This is a genomic window from Pseudonocardia phyllosphaerae, assembly GCF_046546475.1.
In the GTDB taxonomy this organism is placed as follows: Bacteria; Actinomycetota; Actinomycetes; order Mycobacteriales; family Pseudonocardiaceae; genus Pseudonocardia; species Pseudonocardia phyllosphaerae.
This window is the reverse complement of the sequence record NZ_JBKGXS010000007.1, coordinates 278,770-302,042: the sequence shown is the minus strand read 5'-3', so window position 1 is coordinate 302,042 and position 23,273 is coordinate 278,770. Positions and strand designations below refer to the sequence as shown.

24 protein-coding genes are annotated in these 23,273 nt (G+C 73.4%); 13 read left to right on the top strand and 11 right to left on the bottom strand.

Features of this window, described 5'->3' with window-relative positions; genetic code table 11:
* Positions 1-8 precede the first annotated feature (8 nt).
* From ACLE50_RS16535 to ACLE50_RS16520, 4 genes are all read left to right on the top strand, one after another.
* Positions 9-1,103, top strand: a complete 1,095-nt coding sequence (locus ACLE50_RS16535) for a FecCD family ABC transporter permease (RefSeq protein ID WP_410944453.1) — start codon at positions 9-11, stop codon at positions 1,101-1,103.
* Between the two features lie 16 nt (positions 1,104-1,119).
* A complete protein-coding gene (locus ACLE50_RS16530; protein WP_410944452.1) occupies positions 1,120-1,908 on the top strand; it encodes an ABC transporter ATP-binding protein in 789 nt (262 codons plus the stop codon).
* Entirely contained in the window at positions 1,899-2,873 is a 975-nt protein-coding gene (locus ACLE50_RS16525) for an ABC transporter substrate-binding protein (protein ID WP_410944451.1), read from the top strand. The genes ACLE50_RS16530 and ACLE50_RS16525 overlap by 10 nt, the downstream gene beginning before the upstream one ends.
* A gap of 71 nt (positions 2,874-2,944) precedes the next feature.
* Positions 2,945-3,721 (top strand): hypothetical protein, encoded by a 777-nt coding sequence (locus ACLE50_RS16520; protein ID WP_410944450.1) that lies wholly within the window; start codon positions 2,945-2,947, stop codon positions 3,719-3,721.
* 1 nt (position 3,722) lies between these two features.
* On the opposite strand, the gene ACLE50_RS16515 is transcribed toward ACLE50_RS16520, so the two are convergent.
* Positions 3,723-4,238 carry a putative immunity protein gene (locus ACLE50_RS16515; RefSeq protein ID WP_410944449.1) on the bottom strand — a complete coding sequence of 172 codons (516 nt, stop codon included), beginning with the start codon at positions 4,236-4,238 and terminating at the stop codon, positions 3,723-3,725.
* 43 nt (positions 4,239-4,281) lie between these two features.
* Between ACLE50_RS16515 and ACLE50_RS16510 the strand changes: the two genes are divergently transcribed.
* Positions 4,282-4,704 (top strand): SAM-dependent methyltransferase, encoded by a 423-nt coding sequence (locus ACLE50_RS16510; RefSeq protein ID WP_410944448.1) that lies wholly within the window; start codon positions 4,282-4,284, stop codon positions 4,702-4,704.
* On the opposite strand, the gene ACLE50_RS16505 is transcribed toward ACLE50_RS16510, so the two are convergent.
* Complete coding sequence (locus tag ACLE50_RS16505) at positions 4,705-5,451, bottom strand: sulfite exporter TauE/SafE family protein (RefSeq protein WP_410944447.1); 747 nt, start codon at positions 5,449-5,451, stop codon at positions 4,705-4,707. It lies immediately after the preceding gene.
* 131 nt (positions 5,452-5,582) lie between these two features.
* On the opposite strand from ACLE50_RS16505, the gene ACLE50_RS16500 reads away from it, so the two are divergent.
* A complete protein-coding gene (locus tag ACLE50_RS16500; protein ID WP_410944446.1) occupies positions 5,583-6,479 on the top strand; it encodes a LysR family transcriptional regulator in 897 nt (298 codons plus the stop codon).
* Here the strand turns inward: ACLE50_RS16500 and ACLE50_RS16495 are convergent.
* On the bottom strand, positions 6,425-7,873 hold the full coding sequence (locus ACLE50_RS16495; protein WP_410944445.1) for an amidase: 1,449 nt from the start codon (positions 7,871-7,873) through the stop codon (positions 6,425-6,427). The genes ACLE50_RS16500 and ACLE50_RS16495 overlap by 55 nt on opposite strands.
* 289 nt (positions 7,874-8,162) lie before the next feature.
* Between ACLE50_RS16495 and ACLE50_RS16490 the strand changes: the two genes are divergently transcribed.
* A complete protein-coding gene (locus ACLE50_RS16490) occupies positions 8,163-9,437 on the top strand; it encodes an HNH endonuclease (RefSeq protein WP_410944444.1) in 1,275 nt (424 codons plus the stop codon).
* 107 nt (positions 9,438-9,544) lie between these two features.
* Here the strand turns inward: ACLE50_RS16490 and ACLE50_RS16485 are convergent, their stop codons facing one another.
* Positions 9,545-10,468, bottom strand: coding sequence for a DMT family transporter (locus ACLE50_RS16485; protein ID WP_410944443.1), 924 nt, complete (start codon positions 10,466-10,468; stop codon positions 9,545-9,547).
* A 117-nt stretch (positions 10,469-10,585) separates the two neighbouring features.
* On the opposite strand from ACLE50_RS16485, the gene ACLE50_RS16480 reads away from it, so the two are divergent.
* Positions 10,586-11,506, top strand: a complete 921-nt coding sequence (locus ACLE50_RS16480; RefSeq protein WP_410944442.1) for a LysR family transcriptional regulator — start codon at positions 10,586-10,588, stop codon at positions 11,504-11,506.
* A 4-nt stretch (positions 11,507-11,510) separates the two neighbouring features.
* Here ACLE50_RS16480 and ACLE50_RS16475 read toward each other — a convergent pair whose 3' ends face one another.
* Entirely contained in the window at positions 11,511-12,509 is a 999-nt protein-coding gene (locus ACLE50_RS16475; protein ID WP_410944441.1) for a hypothetical protein, read from the bottom strand.
* On the bottom strand, positions 12,506-13,015 hold the full coding sequence (locus tag ACLE50_RS16470) for a MarR family winged helix-turn-helix transcriptional regulator (protein WP_410944440.1): 510 nt from the start codon (positions 13,013-13,015) through the stop codon (positions 12,506-12,508). Before ACLE50_RS16470 ends, ACLE50_RS16475 begins: the two co-directional genes overlap by 4 nt.
* A 48-nt stretch (positions 13,016-13,063) precedes the next feature.
* Here ACLE50_RS16470 and ACLE50_RS16465 point away from each other — a divergent pair, with 48 nt between their 5' ends.
* The gene (locus ACLE50_RS16465; protein ID WP_410944439.1) at positions 13,064-13,456 is read left to right on the top strand and encodes a DUF5313 family protein; all 393 of its coding nucleotides are present in this window, start codon (positions 13,064-13,066) and stop codon (positions 13,454-13,456) included.
* Between the two features lie 46 nt (positions 13,457-13,502).
* Here ACLE50_RS16465 and ACLE50_RS16460 read toward each other — a convergent pair whose 3' ends face one another.
* On the bottom strand, positions 13,503-15,107 hold the full coding sequence (locus ACLE50_RS16460) for a flavin-containing monooxygenase (RefSeq protein WP_410944438.1): 1,605 nt from the start codon (positions 15,105-15,107) through the stop codon (positions 13,503-13,505).
* Positions 15,108-15,197: 90 nt separating this feature from the next.
* Positions 15,198-16,952 (bottom strand): sigma-54-dependent Fis family transcriptional regulator, encoded by a 1,755-nt coding sequence (locus ACLE50_RS16455; RefSeq protein WP_410944437.1) that lies wholly within the window; start codon positions 16,950-16,952, stop codon positions 15,198-15,200.
* 108 nt (positions 16,953-17,060) lie between these two features.
* On the opposite strand from ACLE50_RS16455, the gene ACLE50_RS16450 reads away from it, so the two are divergent.
* The 3 genes from ACLE50_RS16450 to ACLE50_RS16440 are packed head-to-tail and all read left to right on the top strand — an operon-like array spanning position 17,061 to position 19,935.
* Positions 17,061-18,122 (top strand): alpha/beta fold hydrolase, encoded by a 1,062-nt coding sequence (locus ACLE50_RS16450; protein WP_410944436.1) that lies wholly within the window; start codon positions 17,061-17,063, stop codon positions 18,120-18,122.
* 32 nt (positions 18,123-18,154) lie between these two features.
* Positions 18,155-19,066, top strand: coding sequence for a pseudouridine-5'-phosphate glycosidase (locus ACLE50_RS16445; protein WP_410944435.1), 912 nt, complete (start codon positions 18,155-18,157; stop codon positions 19,064-19,066).
* A 2-nt stretch (positions 19,067-19,068) separates the two neighbouring features.
* Positions 19,069-19,935 (top strand): carbohydrate kinase family protein, encoded by an 867-nt coding sequence (locus tag ACLE50_RS16440; protein WP_410944434.1) that lies wholly within the window; start codon positions 19,069-19,071, stop codon positions 19,933-19,935.
* Here the strand turns inward: ACLE50_RS16440 and ACLE50_RS16435 are convergent.
* The 3 genes from ACLE50_RS16435 to ACLE50_RS16425 are packed head-to-tail and all read right to left on the bottom strand — an operon-like array spanning position 19,932 to position 22,520.
* Positions 19,932-20,825: a sucrase ferredoxin gene (locus ACLE50_RS16435; RefSeq protein WP_410944433.1), complete on the bottom strand. Its 894-nt coding sequence runs from the start codon at positions 20,823-20,825 to the stop codon at positions 19,932-19,934. The two genes, ACLE50_RS16440 and ACLE50_RS16435, sit on opposite strands and share 4 nt — an antisense overlap.
* Positions 20,822-22,102: a cupin domain-containing protein gene (locus tag ACLE50_RS16430; protein ID WP_410944432.1), complete on the bottom strand. Its 1,281-nt coding sequence runs from the start codon at positions 22,100-22,102 to the stop codon at positions 20,822-20,824. The genes ACLE50_RS16435 and ACLE50_RS16430 overlap by 4 nt, the downstream gene beginning before the upstream one ends.
* On the bottom strand, positions 22,092-22,520 hold the full coding sequence (locus ACLE50_RS16425; protein ID WP_410944431.1) for a BatC protein: 429 nt from the start codon (positions 22,518-22,520) through the stop codon (positions 22,092-22,094). Before ACLE50_RS16425 ends, ACLE50_RS16430 begins: the two co-directional genes overlap by 11 nt.
* 103 nt (positions 22,521-22,623) lie before the next feature.
* Here ACLE50_RS16425 and ACLE50_RS16420 point away from each other — a divergent pair, with 103 nt between their 5' ends.
* A complete protein-coding gene (locus ACLE50_RS16420; RefSeq protein ID WP_410944430.1) occupies positions 22,624-22,968 on the top strand; it encodes a nuclear transport factor 2 family protein in 345 nt (114 codons plus the stop codon).
* Positions 22,969-23,273 lie beyond the last annotated feature (305 nt).

Genomic DNA, 23,273 nt, shown 5'->3' with positions numbered 1-23,273 from the left:
GCGGTGCCGTGACCCGCACCGTCGAGGCCACCGAGGTCACCGACGAGCTCGACGACCTCGAGCACTCCTCCCGGCGGCGGCACACCCTGCTCTGGATCGGCGGCCTGTTCCTGGCGCTGGTGCTGACGCTCCCGCTCGCCGTCGGGCTCGGGCCGGTCTCCATCGCCCCCGGCACCGTCGCCGGGATCGTCGGCAACCACGTGCTCGGGTGGCCCTCGGCATCGTCCTGGTCGGGCTCCGACGACACGATCGTCTGGCTGGTCCGCATGCCGCGGGTGCTGCTCGGCCTCGCGGTCGGCGCGGGCCTCGGCCTCACCGGCGTCGCGCTGCAGGCGCTGGTGCGCAACGTCCTCGCCGACCCGCACATCCTCGGCGTCGTCTCCGGGGCCTCGACCGGTGCGGCCGCGTCGATCCTGTTCGGTGTCGGCGCAGGGCTCGGCGCGGCGGGGCTGACCACGAGCGCGTTCCTCGGCAGCGCCGCGGCGACGATGCTGCTGTTCGTCCTCGCCCGCTCCGGCGGGCGGATCACCTCGATCCGGCTGCTGCTCGCGGGCGTCGCGATCGGCTACGTCCTGTCGGCGACGACCAGCTTCCTGATCTTCGCCTCGGACGAGCCGGACAGCGCCCGCGCGGTGCTGTTCTGGCTGCTCGGCTCGCTGGCCAGCGCACGCTGGGCCACGATCGCGGTCGCCGTCGTCGTCGTGCTGGTGACGCTGACGATGCTGGTGCTCTGGGCCCGCCGGTTCGACGCGCTCTCGGTCGGCGACGACAGCGCCCGCACCCTCGGCGTCTCCCCGGAACGCTTCCGCATCGCCGCGCTGATCCTGGTGTCGCTCTGCGTCGGCGCGGTCGTCGCCGTCGCCGGGGGCATCGGGTTCGTCGGCCTCGTCGTCCCGCACGTCGCGCGGCTGTGCGTCGGCGCCGCCCACCGGCGGGTGTTCCCGGTCGCCGCGCTGATCGGCGCGATCTTCCTGGCCTGGGCGGACGTGTTCGCGCGCATCGCCTTCGCCCCGCGGGAGCTGCCGCTGGGGATCGTCACCGCGGTCGTCGGGGCGCCGTTCCTGATCGTGCTGGTCCGCCGCTTCTACTCGGCCGCCGTCTGATGCCAGGAGGAACCCGATGATCTCGGCGCGGGACGTGTCCTTCGGCTACCGCGACGCCCTCGTCCTCGACGGCGTGGACGCCCACGTCGACGACGGCGACGTCGTCGGCCTGATCGGCCCGAACGGCAGCGGCAAGACCACCATGCTGCGCACCCTCTACGCCGCGCTGCGGCCGCGCGCGGGCAGCGTCGAGATCGACGGCGGCCCGGTCGAGCGGCTCCGGCCGGCCGAGCTGGCGCGGCGGATCGCCGTCGTCGCACAGGAGGGTGCGCCGGAGCTGCCGCTCACCGTCGTCGACATGGTGCTGCTGGGCCGGGCGCCGCTGCGGTCGATGCTGTCGTCCTACACCCGCGCCGACCACCGGGCTGCGGCCGCCGCGCTGAGCCGGGTCGGTGCCCGTGACCTGGCCTCGCGCTCGTTCAACACGCTGTCCGGCGGGGAGAAGCAGCGGGTGCTGATCGCGCGGGCGCTGGCCCAGGAAGCCGATCACCTGCTGCTCGACGAGCCGACCAACCACCTCGACATCCGCTACCAGCACGAGATCCTCGCGCTGGTCGGCGAGCTGGGGATCACCACGGTCGTCGTGCTGCACGACCTGAACCTGGCGGCCCGCTACTGCGACCGGCTCGTGCTGCTCAGCCGGGGTGCGGTCGTCGCCTCCGGGACCCCGGACGAGGTCCTGGTCCCCGAGATCATCGAGCCCGTCTACGGCGTGCACGTACGACGGCTGGAGGAGCCGGACTGCGTGCAGCTCGTCTTCCGGCCGCGCGACAGGAACGACGGAGAGGACATGCGGTGCGCGTAGGAGTGAAGGTCGCCGCCATCACGGCGGTCACGTCTCTGGCCCTGGCCGGCTGCGGCGGCGGGTCCACGCAGGCCGGCGCCGACGGCTATCCGATGACGATCGAGAACTGCGGGCACGACGTCGTCGTCGATCACAAGCCCGAGCGCGTCGTCGCGCTCGGGCCGTCGGAGGTCACCACGATCACCACCGCGGGCGGGGCGTCGAAGCTCGTCGGCCGCGACGACGCCGGCCTGCGCAGCGCGCCCTACCCGCCCGCGATGCGGGCCGCCACCGCGAACGTCCCGCAGCTCGGCACCGGCGGTGAGGTGACGCGTGAGGCCATCATCGACGCGCGGGCCGACCTCGTTGTCGGCAAGTCGACCGAGACGGTCAACCCGGACACCCTGAGCGCGGTGAACATCCCGCTCTACGCCCTGCGCGGCAACTGCGGCTCCAACCACGCGCCCGGTACCAGCGACGGGACGTCGGACTTCGAGGACGTGTTCAGCGACCTGACCGTGCTCGGAAAGCTGTTCGGCACCGAGCAGCAGGCCTCGGCCGCCATCGCCGACATGAAGAAGCGGATCGCCGCCACGAAGGCGCCGGCGTCGCTGCAGGGCAAGAGCGCCGCCGCGCTGATCGTGTTCAAGAACGGGCTGGAGGCCTACGGCAGCCAGGCCATGTCGCACACCCAGCTGCAGACACTCGGTCTGCGGGACGTCTTCGGCGACACCCCGAAGCGGGTGTTCGAGGCCAACATCGAGGAGATCATCGCCCGCAACCCGGACGTAGTCGTCCTCTACTCCTACAACGAGACACCGGAGCAGGCGAAGCAGAACTTCCTGCGCATCCCCGGCGCGGCGAACCTGAACGCGGTGAAGAACAAGACGGTGCTGGTGCAGCCCTACGAGCTCTCGTCGCAGGGGGCGCTCGCGGTGAACGGGCTGGAGAACATGGCGAAGAACCTGGGGAAGCCGCAGCGTTAGGCCGTCCGCAGAACTGATGAGACCGATCGGCGGAGCGGAACGCTACGACAGGCTCCGTCGAACAGTCGAACGTGACTACTCAGAACCAGCACGGAACCACGTCGCAGCAGCCGTGGTGGAACGAGCAGCAGACGCCGACCGCACAGTCCCCGGCGCAGATCCCGGCCCCGCGTGGTGGGTCGACGGGCGGCTGGGCGGCCCCGGGACCGACCGAGCATCCCGCTCCCGAGCACCGTGCGGTCGCGCGGCGCATCGTGAAGTGGGCCGGCCTGGCCGTGGCCGGGTTCGTGCTGCTCTCGGTCGGCATCGGGATCGGGGCGGACAACGCCGCACCGGTCACCAGCGAGGCGGACGCGGCACGGATCGCGTCGCTGGAGCAGCAGCTCGGCGACGCCCAGCGCAGCAACCAGAACCTGCAGGCCAGCAACGAAGGCCTGACAACCGCCCGGGACGACCTCGAGAGCCGCAACAAGGACCTCCAGACGAAGCTGGACAGCAAGCCTGCCGCGTCGGCTCCCGCCACCCCCGCGGCGACGACGGAGTCACCCACTGCCTCGTCGTCGGCACCCGAGCAGACCGCACCGGCCCAGACGACTTCCGGTCCGACGACGACCGTCTCGGACGGCACCTACCAGGTCGGCACCGACATAGCCGCGGGCCGCTACAAGACCGCCGGTCCGACGTCCGACAGCTTCGGCGGCATGTGCTATGTCTCCAGAAACAAGGACGACTCGAACGAGATGGACTCGATCATCGCGAACGACATCGCCCAGGGCCCGTCGTCGGTGACGGTCAAGAAGGGCGAGTTCGCCGAGTTCTCCGGTGGCTGCACCTGGACTAAGCAGTAGGTCAGACCTCGAACACCGACCAGCAGATGTCGTTGCGCAGCCGCTGGTCGTCGAGCACCAGGTCCCGGATCTCGTCCGGCAGCTGCTCACGCTGCCATCGGCACTCCCGGCGCCCGGCCGCCTCCGCCTCTCCGGCGGGGGCGGCCGCCCGGACCGCCTTGATCGCGTACGCCGCGGCGCCGAGCTCGTGCGCCGCGACGTGCGCGACGACCGCCGCCTGCCCGGCCGCATAGGCGGCGTGCCGGGGCGCACCGCGCAGGTCCCGGGCCGCGCCCATCGCGTGCCCGCCGGCCGCGCGGGTCTCCATCATCCGCCGCTCCCCGCGGGTCCACGCGCGGACCCACGCGATCGCCTCCCGCGGACGGAGATCGTCCGGCCGGGCCTGCTCGAACAGGCCGAGGACGTGTTCGGCGCAGGTGGCCGCCCACAGCGCGAGCAGGTGGTGGTGCTCCTCGGTGAGGGTGCCGCCGCGGCGGAACGTGGTGAACCGCGGGTCGCGGACCTGCGGGAGGATCATCGAGCGTCTCCCTTCAGCAGGCCGGATCCGGCAGAATCGCAGCATGCCGCCGGCGTTGTCTCCGCGCATCTGCCGGATCCTCGACATCCTGCCGATCGAGCCGACCTCTCGCGTGCTGGAGATCGGCTGTGGCCCGGGCGTCGCGGCACGGGCCATCGCCGAGCAGCTGACAACGGGATTTGTCCTGGCCGTCGACCGGTCCCCGACGGCGATCGCGCAGCTCGAACGCACCGGCGCCGCCCTCGTCGCCTCGGGGAGGCTCGCCGGCCGGGTCAGCTCGGCCGAGGATCTCGTGCTCGCCCCAGAGGACGCGCCGTTCGACCTCGCGTTCGCCAATCGCGTCGGAGCCCTGGACGGGCGGCATCCCGAGCGCGAAGCCGGAGCGCTTCGGGCAATCTCGCGGGTGCTGGTCCCAGGCGGTCTGCTGTACGTGGACGGGAGGCCTTGCTCCTGCCGGCCGGTGTGATCACGACACCCCGCACCACAGGCTGCCCGCCAGCACCGCCCCGAGCACGACCCCTCCCCACCGGATCGCCACCGCCGGGACACGGCGCGCGACGGCGGGCCCGAGCGTCGACCCGGCGAACAGGCCGACGGCGAGCGGGGCCACGACGAGCCAGTCGACCGGACCGCTCAGCCCCAGGACCGCCGCCGACGCCAGCCCCACGACCCCGGCGAGGAGGTTCTTCAGCGCGTTCGCCTCCGGCATCCGGTCGTCGACCAGCAGCAGGACCAGCGTCAGCAGCATGATGCCGTAGCCGGCGCCGAAGAAGCCGCCGTAGATCGAGACCGCGCCGATGCTCCCCCACGCGACGGCGGGCGAGCGGCGGTTCCACCCGCGCAGCCGCGCGGCCAGCCACGGCTGCGCGGCCAGGCCGAGCGACGCGGCCGCGACCAGCCACGGCACGACCCGGCTGAACCCGGTCGCCGACGCGTGCGCGAGCAGCACCGCACCGACGGCCCCGCCGGCGGCCACGGTCGGGAGCGCCAGCGTCATCGGCACGTGTACCGCCCGCAGCTCGCGGCGCGACGCCAGAGCGGAGCCCGGTCCACAAGCGACACTCGCGACCATGTTGGCGGCGCCGGCGTCGAGCATCGGGACCCCGACAGCGATCAACGACCCGTAGGACACCAGCGACGTCATCCCGCCCGCGGAGCCCAGCACGCCGGCGACGACCCCTGCGACCAGCAGGATCCAGGAGACCGAGTCCATCACCGGGCCCCGTCCGGCTCGATGGGTGCGGGTCCCGGGTCGTCGTCGCGGCGAAGCACGTGCTCAGGTCTACGCCCGGCACTGGCCCAGTGGTACTGACTTGTTCTGCGCTACTGCATTACTGTTGCTGAATGTCGTTGGACCCGCACCGTCTGCTGATCCTGCGTGCCGTGTGGCGGACCGGGAGCATGCAGGAGGCGGCCACGGCGCTGCATCTCACACCGTCGGGGGTCTCCCAGCACCTCGCCCGGCTGGAGGCCGAGACCGGGCTGAGCCTGATCGACCGGACCCGCCGCGGCGGTGGGCGGGCCGTCCGCCTGACCACCGCGGGACTGGCGCTGGCCGAGCGCGCCGACGACGTCGCACTCGCGCTGGCCGAGACCGAGCGCGAGGCCGAGCAGCTGCGCGACGCCTCCGCCGCAACCGTCCGCATCGGAGGGTTCGCGACCGCGCTCGGGCGCCTGGTCGTCCCGGCCATCGCCCGAGCCGGGATCGCCGACAGCGGCCTCGAGGTGAACATCGTCGAGACCGACGCGTCCGAGGGCCTGCGCCTGCTGCACGCCGACGAGCTCGACCTGCTGATCAGCGACCGTCCACTACCGACCGGCCGCCGCTCCGGCATCGAGTCGCGCGAGCTGCTCCGCGACGCGTACCGGATCGTCGTCCCGAGCGCGTGGGCCACCCGGCCGCTGGAGGAGATCGTGCGCGGGGCGTGGGTGGCCGCGTCGCCGGACCAGCCGTCGCGGCACCTGCTCGACCGGCTGTTCGCGACCCGGCACATCAGGACACCGCGGATCGAGCACCTCTGCACCGAGTCCCGCACGATGCTGGCGCTGGTGTCCTCCGGGCTCGGTGCGGCGCTCGTCCCGGAGCTGACACTGGCGTTCCAGACGACCGCGGGAATCGACGTGGTCGCCGCCGCGGAGGACGTCGGTTCCCGTGTCCTGACGGTCCTGAACCGGCGTCCGGCGAGCTACGCGGTCGACCGGTTCCGCACGATGCTGGTGCGCACCGCGGGCGGCCGCTGAGTCACACGGGGCCGGTTCGCCGCCTCCAGCGCATGTGCGACACCGAGTGCACCGAGGTCGTCGCGATGTCCGGCGACGACCTGCACCCCGATCGGCAGACCGCCGGTGGAGAACCCGACGGGCACCGCCGTCGCCGGGCACTCGGTCGCCGAGATCAGCGACGGCGCGAGCATCCAGCCCAGGTAGTCGGTCACCGGTGTGCCCGCGACCGAGGTCGGATACTCCAGCGCGGCGTCGAACGGCAGGACCTGGCTGGGCGGGACGACCAGCGCGTCGTAGCGGGTGAAGAACTCGCGCACCCGCCGATACAGCGCCCCGCGCAGCGTCGTAGCGCGAGCGACGTCGGTGCCGGTGAGCGCCCGGCCGGCCTCGACGTTCCACCGGATGGCCTCCTTGACCTGGTCCGGATGCCGGTCGACGAGCTCGCCGAATGCCGCGACGAAGTGCAGCGCCCGCAGCGTCCGGAACACCTCCTCGGCCCCGGTCAGGTCGGGCGCGGCGAGCTCGGCCACGGCACCCAGCTCGGTCAGCGTCCCGGCCTGCGCCTCCACAGCGGCCGCCACCTCGGCGTCGACCGGGACGGCCCCGGCGAAGTCCGGCGCCACCGCGATCCGCCATCCGTCGAGCCGGGTCGGCAGCGCGGTGGCGAACGTCGTGCCCGGCTCGGGCAGCGCGATCGGTGACCTCGGGTCCGGTCCGGCCTGGGCGGACAGCAGCAGCGCGACGTCGGCGACGGTGCGCCCCATCGGCCCCTGAACGCTGAGGGTGAACCACGGGTCGCCGGGTCCGACATTCGGCACGCGTCCCGGCGACGGCCGGTGCCCCACCACGTTGCAGAACGACGCCGGGTTGCGCAGCGACCCACCCATGTCGCTGCCGTCGGCGAGCGCGACCATGCCGGTGGCCAGCGCCGTGGCCGCGCCACCGCTGGAGCCGCCTGCGGAACGGGTCGGGTCGTAGGGGTTGCGGGTGAGCCCGAAGACCGGGTTGAACGTGTGCGACCCGGCGGCGAACTCGGGCGTGTTCGACTTCCCGACGATCACCGCGCCGGCGTCCCGCATCCGGGCGACGACCAGCTCGTCCGCCTCCGGCACGTTCTCGGCGAACAGCGGAGAGCCGTACGTGGTCCGCATGCCGGCGGTGTCGTGGGTGTCCTTCACCGCGAGAGGCAGGCCGTGCAGCGGGCCGAGCGGCTCCCCTGCCGCATACGCCTCGTCCGCCGCGGTCGCGGCAGCGGTGGCAGCCTCGACGTCCAGGGTGACGAGTGCGTTGACCTGCGGGTTCACCTCGCCGATCCGCTGCAGCGACGCGTCCAGCAGCTCGCGGGCGGAGAGCTCGCCGGAACGCAGCAGCGCCGACTGCTCGGTGGCGGGCAGGTCGCAGACGTCGGTCACACCGTCGATTCTGTGATCATCCGCGGTCGTCGGCAACGGGCAGCGGCCGCAACCCGACGCCACGACGCCGGCTCAGCGGATCGTCCCGACGGCCCGGCCGCTCGGCCGCTCGGCCGCTCGGCCGCTCAGCCGCCGAAGATCAGCGCGTTCGTGACAGGACGGTCGGTGAGCGAACGCCTCGTCACGACCGTGGCGATCATCGAGGCGGCCGCAGCATCGTTGCAGGTGACAGCGTTTGCGATTGCGAACGCAATTCGCACACCAGTTCGATTTCCGGTACACTGGCAGCATGACCGCGGTCCAGGAACCACCCGTCACCGACACCGGTGACCGTGGCGTGCCGCGGGTCGACTACACCCTGATGCAGGTCGCCATCGAACAAGCGGCGCTCAGCGACTCCGATGTCTCCGAGGCCGAGCTGATCAACGAGCTGCAGCAGCTGGAAGCGTTGAACAACTCGCTCGCCGCGTTGCGGGCGACCCGACTGCGGCACTTCGCCCGCACTCACGTGGCGAACCAGATCGCCGCCGGCGCCGGCGAGCCGGAGAAGCTGGAACGCTCCGTGGCCTCGCAGCTGGGGATGGCCTGCAAGGTCTCGCCGTTCACGGCACGGTCGCGGATGCGGGTCGCCCGGGATCTCCACGACGGGTTCACGCATCTGCGGGCGCTGTTCGTGGCCGGGGAGGTCTCCGAGGACACGGTCGCGGCGATCGTCACGGCCGCCGGTGATCTGTCCGCCCACGATCGGGCCCTGCTCGACGCCCGGCTGGCCGAGCACGACCTCACCGGCCGCGGCATCGGCCGGCTACGGGACCTGGTGCGCCGCCTGGTCGCCGAGATCGCACCGGAGAAGTTCCGGCACCGCGCCGAACAGGCGAAGACCGAGCGCCGGGTGACGCTGCGCCCGGCCACCGACGGGATGGCGTACCTGACCGCCTACCTCCCGGTCGCCCAAGGTGCCGCGTGCCTGGCCGCGCTGCAGAAAGCGTTCACGAACCTCTCCTGCAACCCGGCGCCGCTCACACGTACCCGCGCGCAGGTCATGGCCGACACCCTCGTCGAGCGACTGACCGGCAGGACGACCGCGACCGACGTGGACGTCGAAGTCCAGGTCATGGTGCCGTTGGCCGCGCTGCTGGATCCGGACAGCCCGCTACCGGCCGAGATCCCCGGCTACGGACCCGTCCCGGCCGACCTGCTCGCCGACCTCACCGGACAGAAGAGCTTGCGCCGGCTGCTCACGAAGGACGGGATCGTCATCGGCGGGGACTCCCGCCGCCGCACCTTCACCGGGCCGCTCGCCACGTTCATCCGGGCGCGGAGCCGGAACCGGTGCACCGAGCCGTACTGCGACGCACCGGTCCGCCACATCGACCACGTGAAGCGGGCCGAAGACCACGGGCGCACCGAGTTCGACAACGGACGCGGGGTGTGCGAGTTCCACAACCACGTCCGCGAACAACCCGGATGGACCGTCGAGCGGACACCCGACGGGTTCCGCACCACCACGCCGACCGGGCACAGCTACCGCGGCCCCGACCCACCCGCGCCCGAACCGCAATGAGCGGCGGACGAACGTCGGCAGGTACGGCGTCACCGTGGGACCCGGCTCCCGCGGTGACGCCGCGCCCGGTGTCGCCGCGACCCACTGCCGGCCGGGCGCCTGGGAGCTCACGTGCTCGCGAGGCGATTGCGCTGCGCGGCACGCACGCCACCGGGGCGCGCCACCACACCGACTGCCAGTAGGACGACCGCACAGCCGACGAGCTGCACTGCGCTCGGCCGCTCCCCCAGCAGCACCACCCCCATGACCACTGCCGCGACCGGCTGGATCAGCAGGATCGTCGAACCCGCACTGGGAGTGAGGCGGGCCAGGCCGTTGCCGATCAGCAGCCAGCCCAGGATCTGCCCGGTCACCGCGAGCAGCACCAGCCAGGCCAGCGCCCGCGGCTCGGGAGCGGGGTCGAACGTGCCCGTCGTGAGTCCGGCGACCAGCCCGGTCACCCCGGCGGCGACGTTGATCCCGACCAGTCCCATCACCCGGTCACCGGCAGATCCGCTGCGCCGCAACAGAACCAGGTAGGCGGCGTAGGCGACGCCGGCGAGCACACCGGTCACCGTCCCGTACAGCGGGGACGATCCGGCGGCGCCCGTGTCGACGACCCCACCGGCGAGCGCGACACCGGCCAGCAGCACCGGAGCGACGACCCCGAACCGCAGCGGAATCCGGTCCCCGAACGCGAGCAGCCCGATCAGCGGGACCACGACGACCTGAATGTTCACCAGCACCGTCGAGACCCCCGCGCCGACGCTGTGGATCGACTCGGTCCACAGCACCATGTCCGCACCGAGGAAGCAGCCGGCAAGCAGGTGCCACGCCATCCGGCGCCGCGCGGCCGGTGCGTCCCGCACCACGACCCGCCGGCGCCGCAGCATCAGCATCACCCCGAGCATCGGGAGTGCGAACGCGCAGCGGAACACCGTCGCCGTCGTCGAGGACACCCCGGAGATCGCGACCAGCGGGCCGGTCATCGCGATCGTGACCGCGCCGGCGGCGGCCTGGAGGCGGGCGTCGTGCAGGACTCGGATGCTCACCCCACGAGCACACGGCACGACGGCCGCGGGCACCAGCGACGATCCTGCACGACCACTCGTCAGCAACTCTGACCAATGACCTCGCGCCTCGCCGGTGGACGCGCTAGAACCGTCACCGTGGCTGACCTTCTCAGCGCCGAACGGCTGCAGACCCTGCACATGGTCCGGGTGCACGGCACGCTCGCCGCGGCCGCCGAACAGCTGCACCTGTCACCGTCGGCGGTGTCCCAGCAGCTCGCCAAGCTCGAACGCGAAGCCGGCACCGCACTGCTCGTCCCGCACGGCCGCGGGGTCCGCCTCACCGCCGCAGGCGAGGTGCTGGCCGCGCGTGCCGACCGCATCGTCGCCGAGCTGCGCGCCGCCCGGCACGACCTGTCCGGGATCGACGGCGCCGTCGCCGGTCCGGTACGCCTCGGCGCGATCCCGTCCACCGTGCACACGTTCCTGCCGGGTGCGCTGACGTCGCTGGTCGCGGCCCATCCCGCCGTCGCACCGGAGATCACCGAGCTCGAACCGGAGGACGGCCTGCCGATGCTGCAGGCGGGTGCGCTGGACGTCCAGATCGTCGAGAGCTGGGACAACCTGCCGCTCCCCCGCACCCCGGGCACGGTCTGGACCCCGCTGCTCGACGACAGCGCGTCCATCGTCGTCCCCGCCGACCACCCGCTGGCCGACGACGAGCACCTCGACGCCGCCGACCTCGCCGACGAGGCCTGGGTCGCCTGGAGCCCCCGCTCCCGCGCCAACGCGTGGTTGCAGCACACCCTGCGCGAACGCGGCGTCGAGCCCGACGTCCGGCACACCGTGACCGGCTACTCGACCCAGTTCGGCCTGGTCGCGGGTCTGCGCGCGGCCGCGCTGGTCCCGGCGATGGCCACGGCCGTCGCCCCGCCGTCGACGGTCGCGCGGCCGCTGCATCCGCCGCTGCACCGGGTCGTCTCCGCGGTGCACCGGACGGGGCGGCTCGGCCCGGCCGCCGCGCGGGCGATCGAGGAGCTGCAACGCGCCGCGCAGGAGTGGCGGGCCTCGGCCCGCTGACCGTTCAGGACAGGCGCGCCAGCTCCGACCGCAGGAACGCCACCGTCGGCGCCTGGACCGGCAGGAACGCACCCTCCCGCAACCGCCGCGCCGTCCCGCTCGCCGCGAGGAACCCCGCTCCGCCGCGGGCCGCGGACTCCAGCCGGGTCGCCTCCGCCCCGGCGACCGCCGCGTCGAGACGCAGCCGCAGCAACTCCGGCGGGCGGACGCTCCCCGGGTCGGCGGCGAACCCGTGCAGGCGGTCGTGCACGTCGCGAGCCCGGTCGGCGACGGCGTGGACGTCCGGCGCGAGCGGCTCCGCGGCCCCGGTGGCGGCGTCGAGCGCCTCGGCGGCCGACCGGCGCGCCAGCCCGCTGCAGAACGCGCTCTGCACGAGCAGGAACGTGGGCCGGCAACGGCCGACGAACCCGGCCAGGTCCCGGGACAGCACCGCCTCGGGGGCGACGCGCACGCCGTCGAGGGTCAGCGAGGTGGAGCCGGTCCCGTTGAGCGCCAGGAGCTCCGGCTGCGGCGCCCGCACGACCCCGGGGTCGGACACCCGGATGCGGACGACGGCCCGCTCGTCCCGTCCGGAGCCGAGTTGCACCGGCAGGACCACCACCGCGTCGTCGAACAGCTGCGACGCCCAGCGCACCGGCCCGGTCAGGACCAGCCCGCCGTCGGGCTCCGGGACGGCGACGACCGGGACCGGCTCGAGCCCGGCGAGATCACGCAGCGCGGGCGCCATCGCCGTCGCCCCGATCTGCTCGGCACTGCGCAGCCGCGCCACGAGCTCGGTGTCGACGACGTCGGCGCGTTCGGCGAAACCGATCACCATGCGCTGCGCCCACGCCGCGAACGCCGCGCTCAGCGACTCCCCCGCGAGCGACTCGACCAGCTCGACGACACCGGCGACGTCCGGACCGCCGAGCAGGTCGTGCGCACCGAGCCGGCGCAGCCCCGCGCGGACGTCCTCGGCGCCGGAGTCGACGGCGTCGGCGTGCTCGGCGAACCAGGCGGTCATGCCACCCCACCCGACCGGGCCCCGTGGGGCTGTGACCCGTGGGGCTGGGACTCGCGGGGCTGGGACGCCGCGATCACCCGGTCCAGCACCCCGCGCAGCTGCTCCAGCTCCTCGATCGGCATCCCGAGGCGTTCGACGATCGCCGGCGGGATCCGCTCGGCCTGCGCGCGCAGCGCCGCGCCGTCGGCGGTGAGGCTGACCGACACCGATCGCTCGTTGCCCGGCGTCCGCCGCCGGTCGACCAGCCCGGCCGACTCCAGGCGTTTGAGCAGCGGCGACAGCGTCGCCGGGTCCAGCGCGAGCACTCGCGCGAGCTCACCGACCGAGCGCGGCGAGCGCTCCCAGAGCGCGAGCATGACCAGGTACTGCGGATGGGTCAGCCCCATCGGCTCGAGCAGCGGGCGGTAGAGCGCGATCACGTTGCGCGCCGCCACCGCGAGCCCGAAACAGACCTGCCGGTCGAGCCGCAGCAGGTCGACCTCGTCACCCCGACTTGTCGCATCCACGGCCGGGACCCTACATTATTTAGTGCGCTAAGTATTAGGGAGCGAATCATGGAGGACCGGGTCCGGCCGAACCCGCTGCGCTGGCTGCTCTACGTCTACGGCGCCGCGCTGCCCGCCCGGCACCGCACCTGGGTGCTGCACGACGTCACGACGCGCACCTGGCAGCTCCGCCACGTGATCCGGGCGGGCGTGCAGCTGCTGCCGATCGGCATCGTGCTGTTCCTGGTGATCCCCGGCCCGGTCCACGTCAAGACGATGTCGGTGCTCGCCGGTGCGATCCTCGGGTTCTTCTACTCGTGCGCCTACATGTACGAGTCCGCGGAGCACCGCGTCGCGAAGGCCGGGTACCCGGTCGGGTACGCCGCACGGACCCGTGAGGACACACACTCGGAGTCCCGGGCCGAGGCGCGCGAGCGCTACGCCCGCCGCTACCGGAGCTGACGCGGCGCCGCACCCACCCGGGACACGACGCCGCGGCCCGGCCGGCTCAGGTCCGGGTGAAGGCCGGGTAGCCGTCGGCCGCCTCCTTGTCGCACAGCTGCCGGTACGCCCCGACACCGCCGATGTAGGACAGCATCCGGCGGGGCTTGCCCGGCACGTTCGACCCCATGTACCAGGACACCGTCCTCGGCACGAGCGTCGCCGACGCGACCTCCTCGTGATGGGCCACCCAGGCGTTCTCGCCGTCCTCGGTCGGCTCGATCGTCGACTTGCCCTCGACCCGCAGGTCCCGGATCGCCCGGGTGATCCACTCGGTCTGCTGCTGCAGGCAGGTCGTCATGTTGCACAGCGCCGCCGACGGTGCGAGCGGTGCGGCCGTCGTCAGCAGGTTCGGGTAGCCGAACTTGGCGAGCCCCATCGTGGTACGGATGTCGCGCCCCCACTCCTCGGCGAGCGAGCGCCCGTCCCGGCCCCGGATGTCGATGCGGGTCAGCGCGCCCGTACCGGCGTCGAAGCCGGTGGCCAGCACGATCACGTCCAGCTCGACGACGGTGCCGTCGGTCAGCTCGACGCCCTCGGGCACGATCCGCGCGATCGGGTTCGCCCGGCAGTCGACCAGGTCGACGTTGTCCTGGTGGTAGACCTCCAGATAGCCGCGCTCCAGCGGGACCCGGTGGGTGCCGAAGCCGTAGTCGGTCGGCACCAGGACATCGATCAGCCGCTGGTCGCGCAGCCGCTCGCGCATCTTGCCCCGCACGAACTCCGAGACCTCCTCCGACACCTCCTCGGAGAAGAACATCTCGCCGAACCCGGCCAGCCACAGCTTCAGCGAGCCGTCGGCGTAGATCTCCTCGAGGATCTCCCGCCGCTGCTCCGGCGTGCAGGCCGCCCACTCGTGTTCGAAGTCGTACTCGAAGCCCGAGAACGTGTGCGGGATCGTGTCCCGCAGCTCGGCGAAGCGGGACTTGTAGTGCTCCTGCTCCTCGGCCCCGTAGGACGGGTTCTTCATCGGCAGCACGTACTGCGGGGTGCGGGCGAAGACGGTCAGGTGCCCGACGTCGGGCGCGATTGTCTGGATGACCTGGATGCCCGTCGCGCCGATCCCGACGACGCCGACCCGCTTGCCCGCCACGTCGACGCCCTCGGCCGGGTAGGACGAGGTGTAGACCAGCTGCCCGCCGAAGGAGTCCTGCCCCTCGAACTGATTGGTGATCGGTGCCGAGAGCATGCCGCCGCAGGTCACGAAGAACTGCGTGTCGACGACGTCACCGCGGTCGGTGCGGATCGTCCAGCGGCCGCGGTCGTCGTCGTAGTGCGCGCTGACGATGCGGGTGTCGAACCGGATGTCGCGGCGCAGGTCGAGCCGGTCGGTCACGTAGTGCAGCCACCGCTCGATCTCGGGCTGGCCGGGGAACTTCTCGCTCCAGCTCCAGTCGGTGTAGAGCGCCTCGTCGAACAGGTACTGGTAGATGTAGGCCTCGGAGTCGAACCGGGCGCCCGGGTAGCGGTTCCACCACCAGGTCCCGCCGACGTCGCCTGCGGCGTCGAAGGCCTTCACATCCAGGCCCTGCTCCCGCAGCTGGTACAGCTGGTAGAGCCCGGCGACCCCGGCGCCGAGCACCACCGCATCGAGCTGTTCCACGTCCTGCATAGCCCACCTCCGTGTGTTCCGGGTCACGACCCGTTCATCGTGGGTCGTGTCCCGGGAGGTGGTGGTGTCCCAGAACCGGACACCCGGCGCTCAGTCCTCGATGCCGTACTGGCGGATCTTGCGGTAGAGCGTGGACCGAGCCAGGCCGAGTGCCTCGGCGGCCGCCTTGCGGTTCCCGCCGGCGCGCCGGATGGCGTCGACGATCGCGTCGCGCTCCACCTGGTCGACCGGGCGCAGGGTGCTGCGCGGGGCGCTGCGGCAGTGCCCGGGCAGGTCGTCGGCCCGGATCGCACCGACCGGGCGGTTGCGCAGCGCCTCGGCCAGGGCGTCGCGCAGCTGGCGGACGTTGCCCGGCCACCGGCCGCCCGCGACGACCCGTCGCGCGTCCTCGGAGAGGACGACGGTGCGGTGCGGCGCGAGGTCGGCGAGCACCGCGGTCACGACGGCGTCGAGATCGGCACCTCGGTGACGCAGCGCCGGGACCTGGGCCGACACCGCGAACAGCCCCAGGAACTCCTGGTACGGGCGCCCCGCAGGCACCGACGGACCAATCGTGGCCGCGAGCGCCGCCGGCTCCCCGTCACCGGTCAGTGCCGCGACGAGCGCGGCCATCGGCGCAGGCGGGATCCGGTCGGCGCGTTGCAGCACGAGCAGCTGCGACGGGCCGGCGTCCCGCAGCCGCGCAGCGACGGCAGCGGAGTCCGCGGCGACCTCCTCGGGCCCGACGGCGACGAGCCCGCCGTCCGGGCGGGCGTCGTCGAGCACCGTGCGCAGCAGCGACGTGCGTCCCGTCCCCTCCTCGCCCTGGACCAGTACCGGCAGCCGCCGCGCGACGGCGCCGGCGACGGTCTGCTCGGCCGCCCGCCAGGCCGGGGAGCCGGCGGGTGGGCACGGCGCCGGCGCCGGATCCTGCGGTGGTTCACCGGGACGGCCGAGGACCGCGACCGCGCACACCATCCCCGCGACGTCGTCGCCGACGCCGACGGTGGTGCCGCGCAGCCGCACCCGGGCTGCGGACGGGAGCGTCACGGCCTCGTCGACGGTGCCGTGGCGCGCCATGAGGAACCGGACGTGGTCGTGCAGCGCGCTCTGGTCCGCCGGGCACAGCAACGACTGCATCCGGCCACCGGCGATCACGATCGACGGGCCGACGGCGAGGACGGCGTCCCGGGTGCGGGCCTCGGCGCGGGAGTAGACGTCGAACAGCGCCTGCTGGGTGTGGTTGCGGTCGGCGACGAGGTTGCGCTCGATCCGCGCCGCCGCGGAGCGCACCAGCGAGAACAGGACCGGGCTGGAGTGGTCGGCGAAGCAGCTGATGTCGAGCACGCCCTCGATCCGCCCGGTGAACGGGTCGTGCACCGGGGCGCCGGTGCAGGCGAAGGGCTGCAGCATGTCCACGTAGTGCTCGGCGCCGACGATGTGCACCGGCCGGCCCGACCCGAGGACGGTGCCGACGCCGTTCGTCCCGACGGACTCCTCGGCGTAGCCGAAGCCTGCGGCGAAGTAGACGCGGTCGGTGACCCGGGCGAACGAGCGCGACCCGTCCTTGCGCGCCAGGATCCGCGCTTTGCCGTCGGTGAGCGCGACGCACATCGGGATCTCGCCGATCTGTTCGGCCAGCTGCTCCATCACCGGCTCGGCGCAGCGGACCAGGCGGGAGTCGAAGTCCAGCGCGTCGAAGTAGGGGCTCTGCACCGCCGACGGGCACACGCCGTGCGAGACGCTGCGCCGCCAGGACGCGGCGACGTGGTCGGGTACCGCGCCGCGCCGCGGGTCGAAATCGCCCTCCAGGAAGTCCGCACGCGCCGTGGTCACCGCGTACCGACGGTCCAGCTGCTCGACCACCCGACACCTCCTCGTGTCCCCCGTCACATGGTGCGGCACGGGTCAAGGTGGCGAGGTGTCCCGAAATCGGACAGGAGGGCCCGTGGGACACGCCCGACGATCGTCGGCATGGTCGACAACCCGTACTACACCCACGAGTTCCACGGCGACTACGAGCTGGTCGACATCGGCCGGCTGGACCTGGAGGAGGGCGGGGTCATCCCCGACTGTCACCTCGCGGTGGCGACCTTCGGGACACTGTCGCCGGAGAAGGACAACGCGATCCTGGTGACCACCTGGTACTCGGGCACCCACCAGATCTGGCGGGACGCCTACATCGGCCCCGGCCACGCGCTGGATCCGGAGAAGTACTTCGTCGTGGTCGTCGACCAGATCGGCAGCGGACTGTCCACGTCGCCGCACAACGCCTCCGGGGAGAACGCCGGCATCGCCATGTCCCGCTTCCCGAAGGTGCGCATCGGCGACGACGTCGTCGCCCAGGAGCGGCTCCTGCGGGAGCACTTCGGCATCACCGAGCTGCAGCTGGTCGTCGGGGGGTCGATGGGGGCCCAGCAGACCTACGAGTGGGCGGTCCGGTTCCCGAACAGGGTGCGACGGGCCGCGCCCATCGCCGGGACCGCCCGCAACACGCCGCACGACGAGCTGTTCGCGAAGGCGCTGATCGAGGCGATCACGTCGGACCCGGGGTTCGCCGGCGGCGAGTACGCCTCGAACGCCGACGTCGCGGACGGGCTGAAGCGGCACGCCGGCATCTGGGCGGTCATGGGCTTCTCGACGGAGTTCTGGAAGCAGGAGGTGTGGCGGGCGCTGGACTTCACGACGAAGGAGGAGTTCGTCGAGGGCTTCCTCGAGCCCTACTTCACGCAGATGGACCCGAACGACCTGCTCTGCATGGCCTGGAAGTGGCAGCACGGCGACGTGTCCCGGCACGCAGGCGGGTCCCTGGAGGACGCGCTCGCGCGGGTCACGGCCACGACCTACGTGCTGCCGATCGACGAGGACATGTTCTTCCCCGTCCGTGACTGCGCACCCGAGCAACAGCTCGTCGCCGGTTCGGAGCTGCGGGTGCTCAACGACGTGCTCGGGCACCTCGGCCTGTTCGCGGTGAACCCGGAGTTCGTGCCGCAGGTCGACCGGCACCTCGGTGAGCTGCTCGGCACGAAGGTCTGACGACACGACGTCCGCCGCCCTAGGGTGCGCGCATGACGTCCACCGCCGTCCGGGTGTCCGACGAGGTCGCAGCCGCGGTCCGGGAGCGGCGCCCGGTCGTCGCGCTGGAGTCGACGATCATCACCCACGGCCTGCCGCGCCCGCGCAACGCCGAGGTCGCGCTGGAGGCCGAGGCCGCGCTGCGCGACGCCGGCGTCGTCCCGGCCACGATCGGCGTCGTCGGCGGGGTCGCGACGGTGGGCCTGAGCAGCGACGAGATCACCGCGCTGGCGGGCGACGACGGCGTCGACAAGGTGAGCCTGCGGGACCTGCCGGTGGTGGGCGCGCTCGGCCGGTCCGGCGGGACGACGGTCGCGACCACCGCGTTCCTCGCGCACCGGGCCGGGATCACGGTGTTCGCCACCGGCGGGCTCGGCGGGGTGCACCACGGCGCGTCGACGACGTTCGACGAGTCGGCGGACCTGACCGTGCTCGCCCGGACACCGGTGCTCGTCGTCAGCGCCGGGGTGAAGTCGATCCTCGACGTCGGCGCCACCCTGGAACGGCTGGAGACGCTCAACATCCCCGTCCTCGGCTACCGCACCACCCGCTTCCCCGGCTTCTACGTCCGCGACTCCGGGTTCGGGCTGCTCTACTCCGTCGACTCCCCGGAGCAGGCCGTCGCCGTGGTGCGAGCCCGCGACGACCTCGGCCTGCCACAGGCGGTGCTGCTGGCGAACCCGGTCGGTGAGCACGACCAGCTCCCGCCCGACGAGCACGACGCGATCCTCGCCGCGGCCTGGGCGGAGGTCGAGCGGGCCGGGATCAGCGGCAACGCGACGACCCCGTTCCTGCTCGACCACGTCCGCCGCGCCACCGGCGACCGCAGCCTGGAGGTCAACCTCGCCGTGTACCGCGGCAACGTCGCGCTCGCCGGGCAGGTCGCCGTCGCGTCGGCGGGCTGATCATGCTGGGGGTGCTCGGGGACCTCGTCGAGGACGTCGTGGTGTGGGTGTCCGGGCCGGTGCGGCACGGCACCGACACCCCGGCGCGGGTGTTCCGCAGCCGCGGCGGGAGCGGCGCCAACGTCGCGGCGGCCGCGGCGCGGTTCGGGCCGACCCGGTTCCTCGGCTCGGTCGGTGCCGACCCGCTCGGCGACGCGCTGGTGGCCGGCCTGGCCGCCGACGGGGTCGACGTCCGGGTGCGGCGCGGCGGGCGGACCGGCAGCGTCGTCGTGCTGGTCGGCGCCGACGGCGAGCGCACGATGCTGCCCGACCGGGGCGCCGCCGCCGAGCTCGACGACGTCCCCGGCGACTGGTTGCACGGCCTCGACCTGCTGCACGTACCCGCCTACGCCTTCGACGGCGAACCCGGCGCGTCCGCGACTCGCGCCGCGGTCACCGCGTCGCGCGTCGCCGGCACGCGGATCTCGGTCGACACGTCGTCGGCCGGGATGATCACCGGCTACGGCGTCGCCGCATTCCGCGACCTGCTCGTCGCGCTCTCCCCCGACGTCCTGCTGGCCGACGACGGCGAGGCCGCCCTGCTCGGCCTGTGGTCCGGTGCCGCGCCGGGACCGTTCCGCTCCGCGCTGCCGGACACGGTCGTCGTGGTGAAGGCGGGGGCCGCGCCGACGCGGGTGTCCGCCCCCGGGGCCGCCCCGTTCACGGTGCCGGTCGCCCCGGTGCCGGGCGTGTGCGACGTGACCGGCGCCGGGGACGCGTTCGCCGCCGGGTTCCTGTCGACCCGGCTGCGTGCCGGTGACCTGCGTGAATCGTGTGTGGCCGGGCACGCGGCGGCGGCGCGGGTGCTCCGCTCCCCGGGGGCGGGTTAGACGGTGCCGAGGTCGTCGAAGATCCGCATCCGGCCGTGCGGGCGGCCTGCGCAGGTGAGCGGGCGGTCGACCTCGACGTAGCGCTCGCGGATCGTCGTCGTGCAGTCCGGGCCGGTGAACCCGACCTGCCAGAGGTGCTCGCCGGTGGTGTCCGACGACGCCGACCCGGTGACCTGCAACCCGTCGACGCCGAGGGTGCCGGTGGCGGAGCGGGCGAACACCTGCGCCGCCTGCACGGCCGGTGCCAGGCAGGAACGGCCGCGCAGCAGCTCGGGCCGCACGACGTCGCCGGCGTAGTCGCGGACGATGCCGGCGCCCACGTCGTCGCCGACCTCGCCGTAGGTGAAGCCGTGCGGGAGCAGCACGAGCGCGGGCGCGAATCGGCAGCCGCCGATGTGGGTGCACTCCCAGGTGCCCTCGGGGTCGGCCGCGGCGAGCGACGCGGCCAGCGGGCGGCCGCGGACCGCGCAGCAGGGGTCGTGCTTGCCGTGCGCGCAGACCAGGGCGAGCCGGCCGTCGTACGGATCGCCGGGCTCGGTGACGGCACAGGCGGCGCCCGTGCCGGTGTCCCAGGTGCCGGTGCGGATTCCCTCACGTCCGGGGCGGGAGTCGACGCGGAACCAGCGGCGCGGGCCGGTGACCTGACCGGCCCGGCCGGGCCGCCGGACCAGCACGATCCGGGCGCGTTCAGTCTCGGCCCAGTCGCCCAGCACCGCGACCGACGCCGGGTCGAAGCCGGGTGAGGCGAGCGCGATCCGCGCCCATGGGCCGGGGTGTTCGAGCAGCAGCCACTGCTGCGCGGGCGGCGCGGTGCCCTCCGACGGGTCACCGGCCGCCTCGGCGAGCAGCGAGCAGCCGGGCCAGGTCCGGCGGGTGGAACCGTCGGTCACGGGGCCGCCGGCACCAGCACGCCCTCGCGCAGCAGCCGGCGGACCAGCACGACCTGGTCGGCGTCGTCGAGACCGGGCAGGTCCCCGATCCGGGACGTGCCGCCGGTGAGCAGCGCGCGTACCGCGGGACCGGTCGAGGCCGGCAGCGTCAGCCGGCGGTCGGGCAGCACGAGCACGACCTGATCGTCGCCGTCGAGCAGACGGTGGTGCAAGCCCGTGCGACGGCGGACCGCGTCACCCGCGGCCAGGTTCTCCGCGAACGCGGCCCCGGCGACCGGTCGCACCGGCTCGGGCCGGTTCCCGGACCAGACCGCGCCGCGGACCCGGCGGGCGACGTCCTCGGCGGGCACCGTCGACAGCGCGTCGACCAGCGCCGCGCGGACCTCGTCGACGTGCGGGGCGAGCTGCTCGGGATCGGCGACGTCGATGCCCAGCGGCAGCGTCGCGCGCAGCCGATCGTCCCCCGCGACGAGCGCGGTCAGGGCCTCCACCAGCGCGTTGCGGGTCACGACGTGCACGCCGACCGTCAGATGCGCCGACACCTCGCCCAGGGCGACGGCCGAGTGCAGCCAGCCGCGCGGCAGGTACAGCACGTCCCCGGGCTCCAGCACGGTATCGATCACCGGCTCGTCGTCGCGGGCCCGCGCGGCGACCGCTGCGGAGCGCTCGCCCCACGGCTGGCTGCGCAACGGGTCGACGTGCACGGGGGCGTGCACCGTCCAGTGCTTGCGCCCGGCGAGCTGCAGCACGAACACGTCGTGCACGTCGTAGTGGGCGGAGAAGCCCTGCGACTGCGGCGGCGTGACGTAGGCGTTGGCCTGCACGGGGTGGCCGAGCTCCTCGGCCAGGCCGGTGCAGAGGTCGATGACGCCGGGCCACATGCGGTGCAGCGCCTGCAGCACCACGGTGCTGCCCTCGGCGAACAGCGCGGCGACCCGGTCGTCGCGGACCTGGTCGCCGATCTCGGCGCCGACGCCGCCGGGCCCGGTGAAGCTCGCGGAGTCGACCACGGTGCCGTCGCGGGCGACCCGCAGGAACGGGGTGCGCAGGCCACGGCGGGAGAGCAGCTCGTCGACGCCGTCGAGGTCGAGGACGTCGCGGAAGGAGTCGGGGTCCGCGGCTCGGACCAGCAGGGGCTCACGGCCCCAGTGGTCGCGGGCGAACCCGTCGGTGTCGCCGCCGACGACGCGCGTCAGCGGCGTGGGTGCGCCGCCCGGGGCGGGGATGCCGGTCGCCGGCGCCCCCGCCCCGGACGCCGTGCCGATGTCAGCGTGCACCGCTGTCCGCACCGCCGTCGGCGCCACCGTCGTGGTGGCCGGGCGTTCCCGAGCCGGCGCCGGAGTCGGCCGGACCCTCGGCACCGGAGTCGGCACCGCCGTCCGCGCCGCCGTCGTGGTGCCCCGGCGTGCCCGAGCCTGCGCCGGAGTCCGCGGGGCCCTCGGCACCGGAGTCGGCGCCACCGTCGGCGCCGCCGTCGTGATGACCCGGCGTGCCCGAGCCCGCGCCCGAGTCGGCCGGACCCTCGGCACCGGAGTCGGCACCGCCGTCCGCGCCGCCGTCGTGGTGGCCGGGGGTGCCGGAGCGGGCGCCCGAGTCGGCCGGTCCCTCGGCGCCGGTGGCGCCCGAGGTGGTGATGTCGTCGTCGTTCAGTGCCACGTCGATACCCCAGTCGTCGAAGTTCGGTACAACGGTCATCGCACTACCCCCTGCAGCGGAAGTTCATGCACCGGAACGGATCGGGGCGCCGGACAGGCGGTCCGGTCCCGTCCACCGGTCGAACCGAGCAAGGAGCTCTTGGATGTCCAGCACCGAACAGATCGCCGACCGTTTCCACACCGCGCTCACCTCCGGTGACGCGGCCGCACTGACCGACCTGGTGGCCGACGACGTCACCTTCACCGGTCCGCTGGCGCAGACCTCCGGTTCCGACGAGACGGTGAAGGGGCTCGCCGACATGGGCGCCGTCACCACCTCCGACGACGTCGACGTCCGCCTCGCCGACGACGAGAACGCACTGATCTGGGCGACCCTGAAGACCCGGTTCTCCGGGCCGACCCCGACCGCCACCTGGCTCACCGTCGCCGACGGGAAGATCACCGCGATCCGCACGGTCTTCGACGCCCGCGGCGCCGAGGGCCACTGACCGACGCCGCCCCGGCACAGCACGCTCCGAGCGCCCCGGATCCGCCGGATCCGGGGCGCTCGTGTGTTCCGGGGTCCCGTCGCAGGTGGCGCCGTGAATTGTGATTCAATCTCGGCCGATCGGGTGAGCTTCCGGCTCCCCGGACGGACCCGTGAATGCGGTCGATCATTGCGCCGGAGTTTTCCGGCCGAGGACCGAGAATCAGGGACTCATGGCCCTTGCGACTACTCCATCAGAGACCGGCAACACCCTCTCACCAGGCCATATGCAGTCGCCTCCACCTCCGAACGGCCCTGTCAAAGATT